At 49.3% G+C, this 16385-nt stretch carries 15 protein-coding genes; all 15 read right to left on the bottom strand.

Going from position 1 to position 16385, the window contains the following annotated elements; translation table 11 throughout:
* Window positions 1-50 precede the first annotated feature (50 nt).
* Window positions 51-1202, bottom strand: coding sequence for a trans-sulfuration enzyme family protein (locus ACI4WN_RS00350; RefSeq protein WP_439776486.1), 1152 nt, complete (start codon window positions 1200-1202; stop codon window positions 51-53).
* Between the two features lie 125 nt (window positions 1203-1327).
* The gene (locus tag ACI4WN_RS00345) at window positions 1328-2032 is read right to left on the bottom strand and encodes an ABC transporter ATP-binding protein (protein WP_439776509.1); all 705 of its coding nucleotides are present in this window, start codon (window positions 2030-2032) and stop codon (window positions 1328-1330) included.
* A 4-nt stretch (window positions 2033-2036) separates the two neighbouring features.
* Entirely contained in the window at window positions 2037-2813 is a 777-nt protein-coding gene (locus ACI4WN_RS00340; RefSeq protein ID WP_439776485.1) for an ABC transporter ATP-binding protein, read from the bottom strand.
* 15 nt (window positions 2814-2828) lie between these two features.
* Window positions 2829-3806, bottom strand: coding sequence for a branched-chain amino acid ABC transporter permease (locus tag ACI4WN_RS00335; protein WP_008459706.1), 978 nt, complete (start codon window positions 3804-3806; stop codon window positions 2829-2831).
* 15 nt (window positions 3807-3821) lie between these two features.
* Complete coding sequence (locus tag ACI4WN_RS00330) at window positions 3822-4700, bottom strand: branched-chain amino acid ABC transporter permease (protein ID WP_439776484.1); 879 nt, start codon at window positions 4698-4700, stop codon at window positions 3822-3824.
* A 36-nt stretch (window positions 4701-4736) separates the two neighbouring features.
* Entirely contained in the window at window positions 4737-5930 is a 1194-nt protein-coding gene (locus ACI4WN_RS00325; protein ID WP_439776483.1) for an ABC transporter substrate-binding protein, read from the bottom strand.
* A gap of 436 nt (window positions 5931-6366) precedes the next feature.
* On the bottom strand, window positions 6367-7638 hold the full coding sequence (gene purD / locus ACI4WN_RS00320) for a phosphoribosylamine--glycine ligase (RefSeq protein WP_439776482.1): 1272 nt from the start codon (window positions 7636-7638) through the stop codon (window positions 6367-6369).
* Window positions 7639-7655: 17 nt separating this feature from the next.
* Window positions 7656-9197 carry a bifunctional phosphoribosylaminoimidazolecarboxamide formyltransferase/IMP cyclohydrolase gene (gene purH, locus ACI4WN_RS00315; protein WP_439776481.1) on the bottom strand — a complete coding sequence of 514 codons (1542 nt, stop codon included), beginning with the start codon at window positions 9195-9197 and terminating at the stop codon, window positions 7656-7658.
* The gene (purN, locus tag ACI4WN_RS00310; protein WP_439776480.1) at window positions 9197-9781 is read right to left on the bottom strand and encodes a phosphoribosylglycinamide formyltransferase; all 585 of its coding nucleotides are present in this window, start codon (window positions 9779-9781) and stop codon (window positions 9197-9199) included. The genes purH and purN overlap by 1 nt, the downstream gene beginning before the upstream one ends.
* Before the next feature lie 8 nt (window positions 9782-9789).
* Complete coding sequence (gene purM / locus ACI4WN_RS00305; RefSeq protein ID WP_439776479.1) at window positions 9790-10827, bottom strand: phosphoribosylformylglycinamidine cyclo-ligase; 1038 nt, start codon at window positions 10825-10827, stop codon at window positions 9790-9792.
* Between the two features lie 2 nt (window positions 10828-10829).
* Window positions 10830-12308, bottom strand: a complete 1479-nt coding sequence (gene purF, locus ACI4WN_RS00300) for an amidophosphoribosyltransferase (RefSeq protein WP_439776478.1) — start codon at window positions 12306-12308, stop codon at window positions 10830-10832.
* The gene (gene purL, locus ACI4WN_RS00295; protein ID WP_439776477.1) at window positions 12284-14506 is read right to left on the bottom strand and encodes a phosphoribosylformylglycinamidine synthase subunit PurL; all 2223 of its coding nucleotides are present in this window, start codon (window positions 14504-14506) and stop codon (window positions 12284-12286) included. Before purL ends, purF begins: the two co-directional genes overlap by 25 nt.
* Complete coding sequence (gene purQ / locus ACI4WN_RS00290; protein WP_439776476.1) at window positions 14506-15180, bottom strand: phosphoribosylformylglycinamidine synthase subunit PurQ; 675 nt, start codon at window positions 15178-15180, stop codon at window positions 14506-14508. Before purQ ends, purL begins: the two co-directional genes overlap by 1 nt.
* Window positions 15180-15428 (bottom strand): phosphoribosylformylglycinamidine synthase subunit PurS, encoded by a 249-nt coding sequence (gene purS / locus ACI4WN_RS00285; RefSeq protein ID WP_439776475.1) that lies wholly within the window; start codon window positions 15426-15428, stop codon window positions 15180-15182. The genes purQ and purS overlap by 1 nt, the downstream gene beginning before the upstream one ends.
* Before the next feature lie 3 nt (window positions 15429-15431).
* On the bottom strand, window positions 15432-16154 hold the full coding sequence (purC, locus tag ACI4WN_RS00280) for a phosphoribosylaminoimidazolesuccinocarboxamide synthase (RefSeq protein WP_009558236.1): 723 nt from the start codon (window positions 16152-16154) through the stop codon (window positions 15432-15434).
* Between the last annotated feature and the right edge of the window lie 231 nt (window positions 16155-16385).

Below are 16385 nucleotides of genomic sequence, written 5' to 3'. Positions count from 1 at the left end.
TTCCTATTAAGATCCTATTTCTTCTGTTATTTAACTAGCCTTTATGTTAATTATCTCTTTGCCTTGGCCAAAGCCTGCTTTAAGTCCGCAATCAAGTCTTCTGCATCTTCAATCCCGACGGCTAGGCGGATGAGGCCCGGCTTAATGCCGGCTGCCAGCTGCTCGTCTGGGCTCAGTTCTGCGTGGCTCATCTTGCTTGGCAGTTCCACCAGGCTTTCAACGGCACCCAAGCTGACCGCCAGGGCAAAAATCTCCAAGGAGTTGGCGAAGACTTCCGGATCATAGAATGCTTCATCCAGTTCAAAGGAGAAGACGCCGCCGGCGCCCTTGGCTTCCGTTTTTAGCTCTTCATAGCCAGCTAGGTCGGGGTCGCCTGGATAGTAGATCTTAGCAATCCCCTTCTCCTTTTTCAAAAAGGCGACCAGCTTCAAGACGTTTGCCTCTTGCCGGTCCATCCGCAAGGCCAGGGTCTTGATCCCGCGGGCGAGCTCGTTTGAATCTTCTGGTGACAAGACCCCGCCGATGGCGTTTTGAACAAAGTAGACTCTCTTAGCTAGTTCTTCGTCTTTAGCAATCACGGCCCCGGCGCTAACGTCAGAGTGACCAGACAAGTACTTGGTGGCTGAGTGGACAACCAGGTCTGCCCCATATGCAATTGGATTTAAGAGGTATGGGCTCAAGAAGGTGTTGTCCACGATGGTCAAAAGCCCGTGCTTTTTAGCCACTTGCGCAATCCCTGCAACCGGAGTTACTTGCAACAAGGGATTCGTCACCGGCTCAAAGTAAATAGCCTTGGTGTTAGATTGGATAGCCCCTTCTACTGCAGCTAAGTCCCTCGTATCCACTGGCGTTACCTCTAGTCCCCAATTTTCAAAAAATTGGTGGAGGATTCTAAAGGTTCCCCCATAAATCTGGTCGCCGATAATGATGTGGTCACCTTTTTCAAAAATAGCTAAAGCCGCATGAATGGCCGCCATGCCGGAGCCAAATAAAAAGGCACGAGCGCCGCCTTCCAGGTCGGCCAGCTGCTCTTCTACGGCATTTCTGGTCGGGTTGCCTGACCGGGAATAGTCATACTTGACCTCGGCCCCAATTTTGGGATAGGCAAAGGTGGTTGCCTTGTAAATGGGCACCGTTACGGCGCCAGTGTTATTGTCGTTTTGCTTGGGCTGGTGAACCAAGCGGGTTTGAAAGCCTGTCATGATCTTCCCCTTTTCCTAGTTTATTTTTTAGTTAATCCTTAGTTGATTTTTAATCTGATTCTTATTTATATTTTAACCAAAGAAAAACGCCGCGGCAATATCCGCGACGTTTCTTTGTTTAATTTTTAGCCACCCAGGTAGGCCTTTTGGACGGCTGGGTCGTGCAAGAGCTCTTGCCCGGTACCCGTCATCTTGACTTCACCAGAAGCCAGAACATAGCCACGATCAGCAATGCTCAAGGCTTGCCGGGCGTTTTGTTCAATCAAGAGGACGGTCATGCCTTCCTTATTGATGCTTTCAATGATGTCAAAAATTTCCTGGATGTAGATTGGCGCCAAACCCATTGATGGCTCGTCCAGTAACAGCAGCTTTGGCCGGGCCATCAAGGCTCTAGCCATGGCCAGCATCTGCTGCTCACCACCAGACAAGGTAGCGGCGTCTTGCTTTTGTCTTTCCTTCAAGATTGGGAAACGCTTGAACATCTTTTCCATGTCCTCGTTAATCCCGTCCTTGTCTTTGCGAAGGTAAGCACCCAGCTGCAGGTTTTCCTTAACCGTCATGTCGGCAAAGATTCGCCGCCCTTCTGGCACTTGGGAGACCCCAGCTGCCACAATCTTTGGAGCGGTCAGCTTAGCCAAAGACTCACCCATAAAGAGGATGTCGCCGGCACTTGGCTTGAGGAGTCCTGAGATGGTCTTCAAGATCGTAGACTTGCCGGCACCGTTAGCCCCAATCAGGGTTACGATTTCGCCCTCCTTGATGTCGAAGCTGACATCGCGAACGGCTTTAATCGCCCCGTAATTTACTGAGAGATGGTCAACTTTCAAGATTTCATTAGGCATCTACGCCACCTCCCAAGTAGGCATCGATAACGTCTTGGTTGTTTTGAATTTCCTCTGGCGTCCCCTTGGCCAAAAGCTTGCCTTCAGCCAAAACGTAAATTCTTTCTGCCAGGTTCATGACCAAGGACATGTCGTGTTCAATCAGCAAAACGGCAATCCCGTATTCAGTCTGCAGGCGCTTGATCAAGCGGGTCAAGTCCGCCGTTTCTTCTGGGTTCATCCCAGCGGCTGGTTCGTCTAAGCAGATAATCTTTGGCTGAGTTGCCAAAGCCCGGACGATTTCCACCTTCCGCTGGGTCCCGTATGGCAGGTCACCAGCTGGGTAGTACATGACGTCTTGCAAGTCGAAGTCCTTCAGCAAGGCAATTGCTTTTTCTTCCATCTCGTCTTCAGTCTTGTAAAAACTTGGCAGACGGAAAACTGAGGTTAAAAAGCCTTCCTTAAATTGGTTGGTCATGGCAATCAAGATGTTTTCCAAAACGGACAACTGGCTAAAAAGCCGGATGTTCTGGAAAGTCCGGGAAATCCCCATTTGGGCCACCTTGTAAGCTTTGGTATTCTTCTTGACTTCCTGGCCGCCAATCTTAACTACGCCAGACGTTGCCGGAGCAACACCAGTCAAGCAGTTGAAGAAAGTGGTCTTGCCTGCACCGTTTGGTCCAATTAATGCCACCAATTCTTTTTCATTAACGTGCAGAGAAACATCGTCAACGGCAGTCAGACCGCCGAACACTTTGGTAATGTGATCTGCGCTTAAAGCTTCTGTCATTCTGTTCCTCCTTCGTTATTTGCTTTCTTCTTTTTCAACTTCAGCCATGTCCCCATTTTGCTTGCGGGTCAGCAAGTGCTTGAATGAGAATTCCCACTTGCCAAACAGACCACCTGGTCTGAAGATCATGATTACGATCAAGGCAATTGCGTAAAAGACCATCCGCAAAACGCCCAGGCTTTGAAGGGCCGTGTCCAAAACGCCCAGCAAGATGGTAGCAACAAAGGTACCAGTGATGCTGCCCAGACCCCCAAGCACGGCGTAAATCAAAATGGTAATTGATTCCATGATGCCGAAGCTGGATGGAACGATGGTTTGCAGATATGAAGCGTAAAGAGAACCAGCGATGGCAGCAGTGGCAGCCCCTAAAACAAAGGCTGACAGCTTCCACTTGGTAGTGTTAACCCCCATGGCTTCAGCAGCAATTTCGTTTTCCCGAATTGAAATTACGGCCCGGCCGTTCTTAGAGTGAATGAAGTTCACAGTGACGATCGTCGTCAAGCAAACAAAGATGTAGACAATGTCCCAAGTAGCAAACTGCGGAATGTTGAACAAACCAGCTGCCCCGTTGGTGATCTTCATGTTGTTGATGACAATTCTGATGATTTCGGCTGCCCCCATCGTGGCGATGGCGAAGTAGTCACCGTGCAGACGGAGAGTTGGAATGCCGACGATCAAGGCCACGATAATGGAAATGACTACGCCGACCAAGATTGACAGGTAAAAGCCACCTGCTGAATTCATGGTTTGGGTCATGATCCCAGTTGCATAGGCACCCAAGGCCATGAAACCGGCGTGGCCCAGCGAGAACTGACCAGAGAAACCAATGATCAAGTTCAAGCCAACGGCCAAGATAATGTTAATCCCGATCGTCACCAGCATGTTTTCAATAAAGGTATTGATGACGCCTGTCAGCATCAAGGTGTTGATCAGGTAGAAACCTGCCACCATCAGGACCAGCCAGCAAAGATTGTATTTCAAATTCTTTTTCATGTCTGACTTGTCCTCCTAAACCTTTTCAACTTGCTTCTTGCCAAACAGACCGCCTGGCAATACGAGCAGGATTACGATTAATACGACATAAACGGCAGCATCTCTGAAGGCTGAGAAGCCCAGAGCTTGAACGGCCGTTTCCAAAAGACCGATCAAGAAGCCACCAACAGCAGCACCAGGAATGGAGCCGATCCCGCCTAAAACGGCGGCAACGAAGGCCTTGATACCAGGAGTCATTCCCATCAGAGGGTCAATTGAGTTGTAGTACATCCCAATCAAAACGCCGGCAGCACCCGCTAAGGCACTCCCCAAGGCGAAGGTGATGGAAACCGCGTGGTTGATGTTGATCCCCATCAGGCTGGCTGCGTCATAGTCAGTTGACACTGACCGCATGGCCCGGCCAGTCTTGGTATGGTTGATAATGTAAACCAGAGCCGCCATCAAAACGATCGTGGTCGCAAAGATGATCAGCTGAATGTTAGAAATTGACACGCCACCAAGATCAAAAGTCTTTCTCTTGATAACCTGCGGGAAGTTTCTGGTATCTGACGTTACCAGGTAAGACATCCCGTTTTCCAAAAAGTAAGAAACACCGATAGCCGTAATCAAAGCGGCAACCCGGGGTGCGTTACGCAGTGGCCGGTAGGCAACAGCTTCGATAATCACCCCAGCTAAACCGCAGGCCAGCATAGCAGTGATCAAGGCGGCTAAAAAGCCAAAGTGCAGGTAGTTGATGGTGTAGTAGCCCCAGTATGCACCTAGCATGTAGACGTCACCGTGAGCAAAGTTCAGCAGCTTGGAGATACCATAAACGATCATGTACCCCAGAGCCAGCAAAGCATAAATGCTACCGAGCGACAGTCCATTTATCAATTGCTGAAAAAATGTTTGCAAATTTAAAACCTCCTTGATTTGCTACGCTAAAAACTGTTACTTAACAGTGTAAGCCTTAGCGATCTTGCCGTTAGTCATTTGTTCAACAACAACTGACTTTTGTGGGTTGTGCTTGGAGTCCATGGTGATTGAACCAGTAACACCCTTGAAGTTCTTCAGGTTAGCTAAGCCCTTTTGAACAGCGCTTGATGAAACTTCGCCTTCGTTTTGAGCGGCCTTAACAACCATGTAAACAGCATCGTAAGCTAATGATGAGAAGACAGCTGGATCTTCGTGGTACTTAGCCTTGTAAACCTTCAGGAACTTAGTAACTGCAGGGTCAGTTGACTTGGTTGAGAAGTGGGTAGTGTAGTAAACGTTAGTTGCGTTCTTGTTACCAGCGATTTGTGCCAGCTTTGGTGAACCCATGCCGTCGCCGCCGACGAATGGAACCTTGATGCCCATTTCACGAGCTTGCTTCAGAACTAAGCCAAGTTCAGTGTAGTAGCCTGGCAGGTAAACTGCGTCTGGGTTCTTACCCTTCACCGTAGTCAGAGTTGAGTTGAAGTCCTTGTCACCTGATTGGAAGTATTGGGTAGTTACAACTTTGCCGCCCAGCTTCTTGAATTCAGTAGTGAAGGACTTGGTAAGACCAGTACCGTAGTCAGTTGAGTTGTCGGCAACAACAGCGACCTTTCTCTTCTTCAGGGTGTTGTACATGAAGTCCGCAGCCTTCTTACCTTGGAATGGGTCGATGAAGCATGAACGGAAGACGTACTTTTGGGTTTGGCCGCTCTTAGTTTGGGTAAATTCAGCAGCAGTTGCTGATGGTGAAACCAGTGGCACGCCAGCCTTAGTTAAGTTGGAGATTGAAGCCGTTGCGTAAGCAGTTGCGGCTGGACCAACTTCAGCCACGATCTTGTCTGAGTTGGCAAGTTGAGCAGCAACAGAAGCAGCAGTTGACGTGGATGACTTGTTGTCGCTGACATAAAGCTTAACCTTATAAGTCTTGCCGCCGATCTTAACGCCCTTCTTGTTGATTTGTTCAGCTGCTAAAGTAACACCCTTCTTTTCTTGTTGACCGTAGCTGGCAACGGAACCAGATAATTCCAGGTTTACGCCGATTCTGATCTTGTTGTCAGTAGCCTTGTTGCCTGAGTTTGAGCTAGTCTTAGCAGTGGCACAGCCGGTTAAAGCGGCAGCGGACATCATGGTTGCAGCTGCAACACCGAAAAATTTCTTGAAGTTCATAACGATTCCTCTTTCAAAAATTGATTAGACCTTTTATTTACGCTTGTATAGTTAAACTAAAATTAAAAGAGCCTTCACTCACCCTTGTGAGCGAAGACTCATATCCGGATCATCTGAGCTCACTCACAAAAACAACCGAAGAAGAGCTCATAATGAGCTCTACATAATTTGCAAGAGAGTAATGACGACAGCTGAGAACAGCATTGAATTATTCATTTGATGACACATAGATGATTTCATTGTTCTCAGCTCCTTTTAATCTTAAGTTGCTTTTATTCTATTTTATTTTTTCTCTCATGTCAACCTTATTTATCATTTTTGTTTAATTTTTCTCAGAGATCCCAATATTTGGCCATTTGTGAGGGTATTTTTGGCAAAAGAAAAGAAGCTAGATTGACTAGCTTCTTAGGTTATAGTTCAAATTTTGAGAGTTTGCTTAATCCACGTACTTCTTGCCGGTGGCTCTAAAGCCAATGTCGTGGCGGTAGAAGGTTTGTGGAATGTCCAGCTTCTTTAAGTAAGAGTAAACGTGCTCTTGGGCAGCATCTAGATCCTTGGCAGTTGCCCGGACCATCAAGATCCGGCCACCGTTGCCTAAAAGTTCCCCGGCTTCATCTGCCTTAACATTGGCGTAGTCAACCGCAATCCCGTCTTCAGCTGGGAAGGTGCCCAATTTTTGCCCCTTGACTGGGCTCTTTGGGTAGCCTTCAGCGGCCAAGATCACGCCAAGGACAGCATCGTCTGTTTCCTTGACTTCTGGCATTTCCCGGTCGTTCACATTGGCATCAACCAGTTCAGCCAGGTCACTAGCCAGACGCGGCAAGACAACTTCGGTTTCTGGGTCACCCAGACGAACGTTATATTCGATCATCTTCGGACCCTTTGCAGTCATCATGAGTCCTAGGTATAAAACACCGTGGTAGTCGTAGCCACCCTTTTCTAGACCCGCAGCCGTTGGCTTGACCAGCTGGTCGACAATTTCGTCATATTCTTCCTTTGACAATTGCGGAACCGGGCTGTATGAACCCATGCCGCCGGTGTTTGGCCCCTTGTCGTCGTCATAAGCTCGCTTGTGGTCTTGAGCTAATGGCAACAGGCGGTATTCCCCGCCTTGCATCACAGCAAAGACAGAGTATTCAGGACCAGTCAGGAATTCTTCTAAGACAACCTGCTTTTGCCCCTTGTCAAATATTTCCCGCAGGGTGCTTTCCGCCGTTTCTTGGTCTTCGGCAATGACCACGCCCTTGCCACCAGCCAAGCCGTCTTCTTTTAAGACAACTGGCAAGCCGTATTCCGGCAGTGCTTGGATCGCACTTTCTGCATCTTGGAAGGTGTCATAACATGGGTGCGGTACGCCGTATTTTTCCATAAAGCGGAGAGCGTAATCCTTTGACCCTTCTAGCTGGGCCGCGCGGGCATTTGGCCCAAAAATCTTCAGGTCAAAAGCGTGGAAGTAGTCCACAATCCCGGCTACCAAGGCATCTTCTGGGCCCACAAAGGTCCAAGCAATCTGTTCCTTGATGGCAAAATCCTTCAAGCCCTTGAAGTCGTCTTCAGCAATGTCCAGCTGCTTGACCCCGATTTGGTCCAAGCCGCTGTTGCCGGGAGCACAGTAAACTTCACTCACTAAAGGACTCTTTTTCAAAGCCCGAGCGACCGCGTATTCCCGGCCACCAGAGCCAACAACCAAAACTTTCATGTCTTTCATTTTTGCCACTTTCCTTATTAGTGTCTAAAGTGACGAACGCCGGTAAAGACCATGGCGATGCCGTACTTGTTGGCCATGTCAATAGATTCTTGGTCACGCACTGAGCCGCCTGGCTGAACGATAGCCTTGATGCCGTGCTTGCCAGCATATTCCACGCAGTCGTTGAATGGGAAGAAGGCGTCACTGGCAATGACTGCCCGGTCATCCAGGTATTCTTCAGCGTGCTTGATAGCAATCTTTTCAGAGTCAATCCGGTTTGGCTGGCCGGCACCTACGCCCAAAGTCCGTTCGTCGTTAGCAACCACGATAGCGTTGGACTTGGTGTGCTTTACTGCCTTCCAGGCAAAGAGCAGGGTTTCAAGCTGTTCCTTGGTCGGCTTTACGTTCGTTACGCATTCCCAGCCAGCTGGGTCTTCATCCAAGATGTCTTGGTCTTGGACCAAAAGTCCGCCCATGACAGAAACCGTTTCGTGGCGGCTGGCTTCGTCTTTCTTGTTAAAGTCCAGCTTCAAGACCCGCAGGTTCTTCTTCTTGGTGGTCAAGGCCTTCAAGGCATCTTCATCGTAGTCAGGAGCGATGATGATTTCCAAAAAGATCTTGTGCATCTTTTCAGCCGTTGCCAGATCCACCTTGCGGTTTAAAGCGATGACCCCGCCAAAAATGGAGACTGGGTCAGCGTCGTATGCCCGGTCCCAAGCTTCTTCGATGGTGTCTGCTTGACCGATCCCGCATGGGTTCATGTGCTTCATGGCAACCACAGTTGGCTTGTCGAATTCGCGAACGCATCTTAAAGCTTCGTCAGCGTCCTTGATGTTGTTATATGACAATTGCTTGCCGTTTAATTGTTCAGCTTGCAAAATTGAGAAGGCCTTTGGCAAAGCGTCTTCGTAAAGCCAAGCCTTTTGGTGGCTGTTTTCGCCGTAGCGCATGGCTTCCTTTAAGTCGTAAGTCAAAGTCAGCTTTTCTGGAGCGGTTTCGCCAGCCTTTTCCGTCAGGTATTGGGAGATCAAGGCGTCGTAGGAAGCAGTCAGGCGGAAGGCCTTAGCAGCCAGCTTGGCTCTGGTTTCCAAGGTGGTGTTGCCACTTTCCTTGATTTCGCCCAAAACCAAATCGTAGTCTTTTTGGTCTACGACAATCGTCACGTCGCGGTAGTTCTTAGAAGCTGACCGCACCATGCTTGGACCGCCGATATCAATGTTTTCAATGGCTTCGGCCAAGCTTACGTCTGGCTTTTCGATGGTTTCTTTAAAAGGATACAGGTTAACGCAAACCAGGTCGATTGGCGTAATCTTGTGTTCCTTCAAGGTTGCCATGTGTTCTGGCAATTCCCGTCTTGCCAAAAGCCCGCCGTGGATGTATGGGTTAAGAGTCTTAACCCGGCCATCCAGGATTTCTGGGAAGCCAGTCACGTCTTCAACTGAGATGGTTGGGATGCCGGCTTCGTCCAAAACGCGCTTGGTACCGCCAGTTGAGACGATTTCGTAGTCGTTTTCAACTAAGCCCTTAACAAAAGGAACCAGGTTGGTCTTATCTGAAACACTTACAAGTGCACGCTTCATTACTTGCTGTTCTCCTTTTCAAATTTTAACAAGGCCTTCTTCAAGGCTTCTGGATAAAGGTGGTGTTCACATTCGTGAACCCGGGCTTCCAGGGTCTCAACCGTGTCATCATCATAAAGTGGCACGTGCTTTTGCGCAATTGCTGGACCGGAGTCTAAACCAGAGTCAATGTAGTGGACAGTGACGCCCGTTTCATTAACGTGGTCGGCAAAGGCTCTTTCGATTGAGTGCAAACCTGGGTAGGCTGGCAGATAAGCTGGGTGGAGGTTGACGATCCGACCTTCATATTCGTCCAAGATCGTTGACCCAATCACCCGCATGTAGCCAGCCAAGGCAATAAAGTCGATTTGGTAGTCCTTTAAGACTTGCAGGATCTTTTCTTCGTACTTTTGCTTGCCCCCGCAGGACTTAACGGTAAAAGTTACCACTGGCGTGTGGAACTTTTCTGCCCGCTTGATCACCGGTGCATCGGGATGGTCGCAAAAAAGCAAAGCGAGTTCACCTGGCAAATCGCCACTTTGAAAATGTTCGGCCAGGACTTCGTAGTTAGTCCCGTTGCCGGATGCAAAAATTGCTACTTTCATTTTTCTACCTATTTAATAACAACCTTTTCGGCGCCTTCTGGACGCTTAATCAGCTTACCAACTTCAAAGACCTTTTCACCGGCTGCTTGCAGCTCACGGATGGCATCTGCCTTAGCTTCAGCTGGAACGGCTAAAATCATGCCCACGCCCATGTTAAAGGTTTGGTAGCAGTCTTCGTCTGACAAGTCACCAAGCTTGCGGAGGTAGTTAAAGATATCTGGGACATCCCAGCTGCCGGCCGTAATTTGGGCTTGCAAGCCGTCATTAAACATCCGCGGAACGTTTTCAATGAGGCCGCCCCCAGTGATGTGGGCCACGCCGTGAACCAGGTCTTGCCGGATCAGCGGCAAGACTTCCTTCACATAAATCTTGGTTGGTGCCAAAAGGCTTTCGCCAACTGACTTGCCCTTTAATTCTTCAGGCTTGTCGTTTAAGTCAACGTCATGGTCTTTAAAGAGGATTTTTCTTACCAAAGAAAAACCATTAGAGTGAACGCCGGTTGAGGCTAGGCCCAAGAGGACATCCCCTTCTTGAGGAGTGTCGACAGACAAGAGGCGGTCTTTTTCGGCAACGCCAACCGTAAAGCCGGCCAAGTCGTATTCGTCAGCCGCATACATGTCTGGCATTTCAGCCGTTTCCCCGCCGATCAGGCTGGAACCGGACTGCTTGCAGCCTTCAGCTACGCCTTGAACGACTTCTGCAAGCAGCGCCGGGTCATTGTGGCCGCAGGCAATGTAGTCCAGGAAAAAGAGCGGTTCAGCACCTTGAGCCAAGACGTCGTTGACGCACATGGCAACAGCGTCAATGCCGACAGTGTCGTTTTTGCCCATCTTTTGGGCAATCATCAGCTTGGTCCCTACGCCGTCAGTCCCGGAAACCAGGACTGGGTGCTTGTAGCCAAGAGAATCCAGGTCAAAGAGACCGCCAAAGCCGCCAATATTGCCCACATAGCCTGGGCGCTTGGTGGAGGCAACAGCCCCCTTGATCCGCCGAACTAATTCATAACCTGCATTAACGTCAACGCCAGCATCCTTATAGCGATTCACGATTATTCACCTCTGTGTTGTTTTTTCAAAACTTCATCAACTGGCACGATATGAAGCGGCTCCTTGATCTGCTGTTCATAGTCATAGAGAGGAGTTGGGTACTTGCCGTCAAAGTAAGCTACCGTCAAACCGCCGTTTGGTGCATCGCCAGCATCTGGAATGTCAATGGCCTTGATCAGGCTTGGAATGCTCAAAAAGCCTAAACTGTCCGCCCCGATCAGCTTGCACATGTCCTCTACCGAGTACTTGGCAGCCATCAGGTCTTGCCGCTCAGAAATGTCGATCCCGTAAAAGTGCGGGTACTTGAAAGGCGGTGAAGCAATCCGCATGTGGACTGACTTAGCGCCGGCTTCTTTCAGCATTTGCACAATCTGGCGGGAAGTGGTCCCGCGAACGATGGAGTCGTCGACAACGATAATATTTTTGCCGGCAACCACCCCGCGGACTGGAGCCAGCTTCATCTTCACGCCTTGTTCACGCAAGGCTTGGGTTGGCTGGATGAAGGTCCGGGCGATGTATTGGTTTTTGATCAAGCCCATTTCATATGGCAAGCCGGCAGCTTCAGCGTAGCCAGTTGCTGCTGACAAGGAGGAGTTTGGTACCCCAATAACCATGTCCGCATCTTCTGGAGCTGGCTGCTCTTTAGCCAGCAGCATCCCCATCCGCTTTCTAGCTGTGTGGATGTTGACGCCGTGCATGATGGAGTCAGGCCGGGCAAAGTAGATGTATTCCATGGAGCAGACAGCCAGCTGGGTTTCGGTCGTGTAGTGGTCGATCTTGATTCCATCCTTGTTGATGATGAGAAGTTCACCAGGCTGCACGTCCCGGATCAGCTTAGCGTGAACCGCGTCAAGGGCGCAAGATTCACTAGCTACCACGTAGCTACCTTCATCCGTTTGGCCTAAAACTAATGGTCTAAAGCCATTAGGGTCAAGGGCAGCATACAAAGTGTCCTTGGTCATCAGCAAGAAGGCAAAGCCACCTTTAACTTCGTTCAAGCTGGCCTTCAAGGCTTCGATAAAAGGCATTCTCACCTTGCGGCGAATCAGGTGGATCAAGACTTCAGTGTCTGAGCTTGATTGGAAAACTGAGCCGGAATCTTCTAGGCGCTTTTTCAAGGTTTGAGCATTAGTCAGGTTGCCGTTATGGCAAAGCGCAATTTCCCCATCTTGGAAGTGGAAAAGGAATGGCTGCACGTTAGCCAAAGAGTCAGAGCCAGCCGTACCATAGCGGACGTGGCCAATAGCCATGTTGCCCTTTAAAAAGTCCAGGTCAGCCGGGTTTGAGAAGACTTCTGACAAAAGGCCTCTGTCTCTAAATTGCCGCAGCTTTTGCCCATCGCTAGCAACGATGCCGGCGCCTTGCTGGCCGCGGTGCTGGAGGGCGTGCAAGCCAAAGTAGGTCACATTGGCTGCGTCAGGCACGTTAAAGATGCCGAAAACGCCGCATTCTTCATTTAATCCTTTAATTTCATAAGGCATGGCAGGGCTTCCTCCCAAATTTGCTTCAGTTCTGCTACTGGCAAGTCAGCTGCTTGGTCCTTCAAAGCGACCTTCAAGCTGTCGCCACCAGTTTGGCCCAGTTTAACTGCATCTTGGCCCAATTTTTCCGCAAATTCTGCTGAGAATTCGCTTGGAACGCTGACCAAGAAGCGGCCTGGGGTTTCACTGAAGAATTCTGCACTGGTCAAGTCAGACTTGATGTCAGCACCAATTTCGTGGCCAAAACTGGATTCAGCCAAAGATACGGCCAAGCCGCCTTCGCTTAAGTCGTGGGCACTGGCTACGTGGCCTGCTTCCATTTCGGCCAAAAGGCGCTTTTGGTAGTCATGAATGTGGTCTAAGTCAAGGTCGTTCAAGCTGCCGGAGATCTCGCCAACCAGCATCTTTTGCAGTTCAGAACCTGCGTAGTCGGCACCGGTTTGACCAACCAGGTACAGGTCGTCGCCAGCTTCTTGGAAGCTGTCTCTTACCAGGTGATCCAGGTTCTTCACCAAACCAACCATCCCGATCATTGGGGTTGGGTAGATGGACTTGTCATCGGTTTCGTTGTAAAGAGAAACGTTACCAGAAACAACTGGCGTTTCCAAAACTTCACAAGCCTTGGCAATCCCCATGACTGAGTGGTGGAGTTCCCAGAAGACTTCTGGTTCGTTAGGGTTGCCGTAGTTCAAGCAGTCAGTAATGGCCAGTGGTTCTGCGCCGCTGGCAATAATGTTGTCAGCTGCTTCAACAACGGCCCGCTTGCCCCCAATTTCTGGGTCCAGGTAAATGAAGCGGCCATTGCCGTCAGTGGTCATGGCAATCCCCTTGTGGGTGCCGCGGATGCGGAGAACGCCGCTGTCTTCACCAGGCCCAACCACAGTTGAGGTTCTAACCATGGAGTCGTAAGTCTGAGTGAACATTTCCTTAGAAGCAACAGTTGGCTGAGCCAGCATCTTCTTGTAAGTCTCAGCCAGGTCCTTGATTTCTGGTTCCCAGGCAGGCTTAGCTGCGTCATCCAGCATGTGCTGTGGCTGCTTTTCTTCGCTTGGTTCTTCCAAAACGTCTTCAGTCAGGCTGGAAACTGGAATGTCGCAGACAACTTCGCCGTGGTGGCGCAAAACGTAGTTGTGACCAGCGGTAATGTGGCCGATTACGACAGCGTCTAAGTCGTAGAAGTCAAAAATCTTCTTAACGTCTTCTTCGTGGCCCTTCTTCACGCAGAGTAGCATTCTTTCTTGAGATTCGCTCAGCATGATTTCGTAAGCGGACATGCCAGGTTCACGCTGCGGAACAAGGTCCAGGTTCAGTTCCATGCCGGACTTGCCTTCTGAAGCCATTTCAGAGCTTGAAGAAACGATCCCGGCTGCCCCCATGTCTTGGATGCCGACCAACCAGTCAGCGTGCTTTTGGGTCAATTCCAGGCAGGCTTCAAGCAAGAGCTTTTCCATAAATGGGTCGCCGACTTGGACGGCTGAACGTTGGCTTTCGTGTTCAGAGTCAAAGGAGTGAGAAGCAAAAGTAGCACCATGGATCCCGTCACGGCCGGTCTTGGCGCCGACGTACATTACGGCGTTGCCTTCACCTTGAGCTACACCCTTTTGCATGTCCTTAACGTCCAACAGACCAACGCTCATGGCGTTCATGACTGGGTTGCCCTTGTAGATGTCGTCAAAAGTCAGTTCACCGCCGACAGTTGGGATGCCCATGCAGTTGCCGTAGCCACCGATCCCAGCGACAGTTTCGTTTAACAGCCAGCGGGTGTGAGCGTCGTCTAATTCGCCAAAGTGGAGGGAGTCCAAAGTAGCTACAGGACGAGCCCCCATGCTGAAGACGTCACGCAAGATGCCGCCAACGCCAGTCGCTGCCCCTTGGTAAGGTTCAACGGCAGTTGGGTGGTTGTGGCTTTCAGCCTTGAAAACGACCGCTTGGCCATCGCCAATATCAACAACGCCGGCACCTTCACCTGGCCCTTGCAAGATTCTTGGGCCCTTGGTTGGGAAGAGGCGCAAAACTGGCTTTGACTTCTTGTATGAGCAGTGTTCACTCCACATGGCAGAGAAAAGACCAGTTTCAGTGTAGTTTGGCAGGCGGTGGAGCAATTTTTCACTGATGTAGTTGTATTCTTCTTCAGACAAGCTCCAATCAAGATAAGGCTTCTTTTCTTTAATTTCTTCTGGAGTCATTTCCTGCATCATTATGCTTTTACCTCCGCGTGATCCAAAATTGACTTAAATAAACGCAAGCCGTCAGTGTTGCCCAGCAAGGCTTCAACAGCTCTTTCTGGGTGAGGCATCATGCCTAAAACGTTGCCGCGTTCGTTGGTAATGCCGGCAATGTTGTTCAAAGAACCATTAGGGTTTTCCTTTGAGTAGCGGAAAACAACTTGGCCGTTGTCTTCAATCTGCTTCAAGGTTTCTGGGTCAGCGTAAAAGGACCCGTCAGCGTGGGCGATTGGCAAGTTGATCTTTTCACCCTTTTGGTATTCAGAAGTGAAAATCGTGTTGTTGTTTTCAACTTCTAGTTCCACCGTCTTGCAGACGAACTTCAAAGAGTCGTTCCGCTTCAAGGCACCTGGCAAAAGGCCTGCTTCAGTCAAAATTTGGAAACCATTGCAGGTCCCAAAGACAGGCTTGCCAGCTTTAGCCATGTCAACGATGGCTGGCATGATGTTGGTAAAGCGAGCAATCGCACCGGCCCGCAGGTAGTCACCGTAGGAAAAGCCGCCTGGCAGCATGACTGCGTCAAAACCATCAAGACTGCTTTCCTTGGATGGCACGTAAGCGACATCAGCACCGCAAACCGTGTGCAGAGCTTCGTAAAGGTCAATGTCACAGTTTGAGCCTGGGAATTGAATTACCGCAAACTTCATTATTTTTCCTCCAAGACCTTGTAGCTGTAAGTTTCCATGTTGAAGTTAACCAAAAGTTCTTCTGAGATTTCCTTAACAGTTTCTTCAACTGGCTTGCTGCCTTCTTCGATGGTCACGTCGAAGAACTTGCCGACCTTAACGCCCTTAACTTCACTGTGGCCTAAAGAGTGAATTGAGTTGGTGATGGCTTCACCTTGTGGGTCAAAAACTGATTGCTTGTAAGTTACGTAAATCCGAACAGTAGTCATTTGTTAATCCTCCTTAGCCAGGGCATCCTTCAGCCGGGCCAATACTCTTTCATAAACATCAATCAAGTTGCCGATTTGCCGGCGGTAAACGTCCTTGTCCATGTGGTCCTTAGTGGCGATGTCCCACAGGCGGCAGTTGTCAGGTGAAAATTCGTCAGCTAAGACAACTTCGCCGTTTGGCAAGGTACCAAATTCGATCTTGAAGTCAACCAGTTCCATGCCAGCTTCTCTGAAGAGCTTGGTCAAAAGCTTGTTGACTTGGCGGGAGATTTCCCAGATTTGTTCATGTTCTTCATGAGTGAGCAAGTGGAAGGCAATGGCATCTGATTCGTTCATCAGTGGGTCGTGCAGCTCGTCGCTCTTCATGAACAATTCTTCAACTGGGGTGTCCAGCTTGGCACCTTCTTCTTTAATGCCGTAACGCTTGCAGAAAGACCCAGCCGCAATGTTGCGAGTAACGACTTCCAGGTCGATCATCTTGACTTTCTTAACCAATTGTTCGGTTTTTGATAAACGCTTAATAAAGTGCGTCTTCACGCCATGCTTCATCAAATATTCGAAAACTAAAGTGGAAATTTCGGCGTCGAGCTCGCCCTTGTTTTGGAACACGTCGTGCTTCAAGCCATCCAAAGCCGTAGCGTCGTCCTTGTAGACTGCCCGCAAAACTTCTGGATCGTCAGTGGTCCACATTTCCTTAGTCTTACCGCGATAAAGCAATTCTGCCATTTTTAACCCTCCGATTAATACGAACTATAACAATGTTAAGGGAAATTACTATTCGTAATTCACTTCTTGCATTAAGTCTAACAACTTAAAGAAAAGAGGTCAAGGTATTTGCGAACATTTTTTATTAACGTTCGGGATATAGTCGGATAAATCCTAATAAAAAGATTGCCTTACTTCTATTTCACAGTTTTTCAGCAAAAAAGTCGAACAAAAAAGCAACTCGTGAAAGTT

The organism is Lactobacillus sp. (assembly GCF_051893255.1).
GTDB lineage: Bacteria > Bacillota > Bacilli > Lactobacillales > Lactobacillaceae > Lactobacillus.
This window is presented reverse-complemented; position numbering and strand designations above follow the sequence as displayed.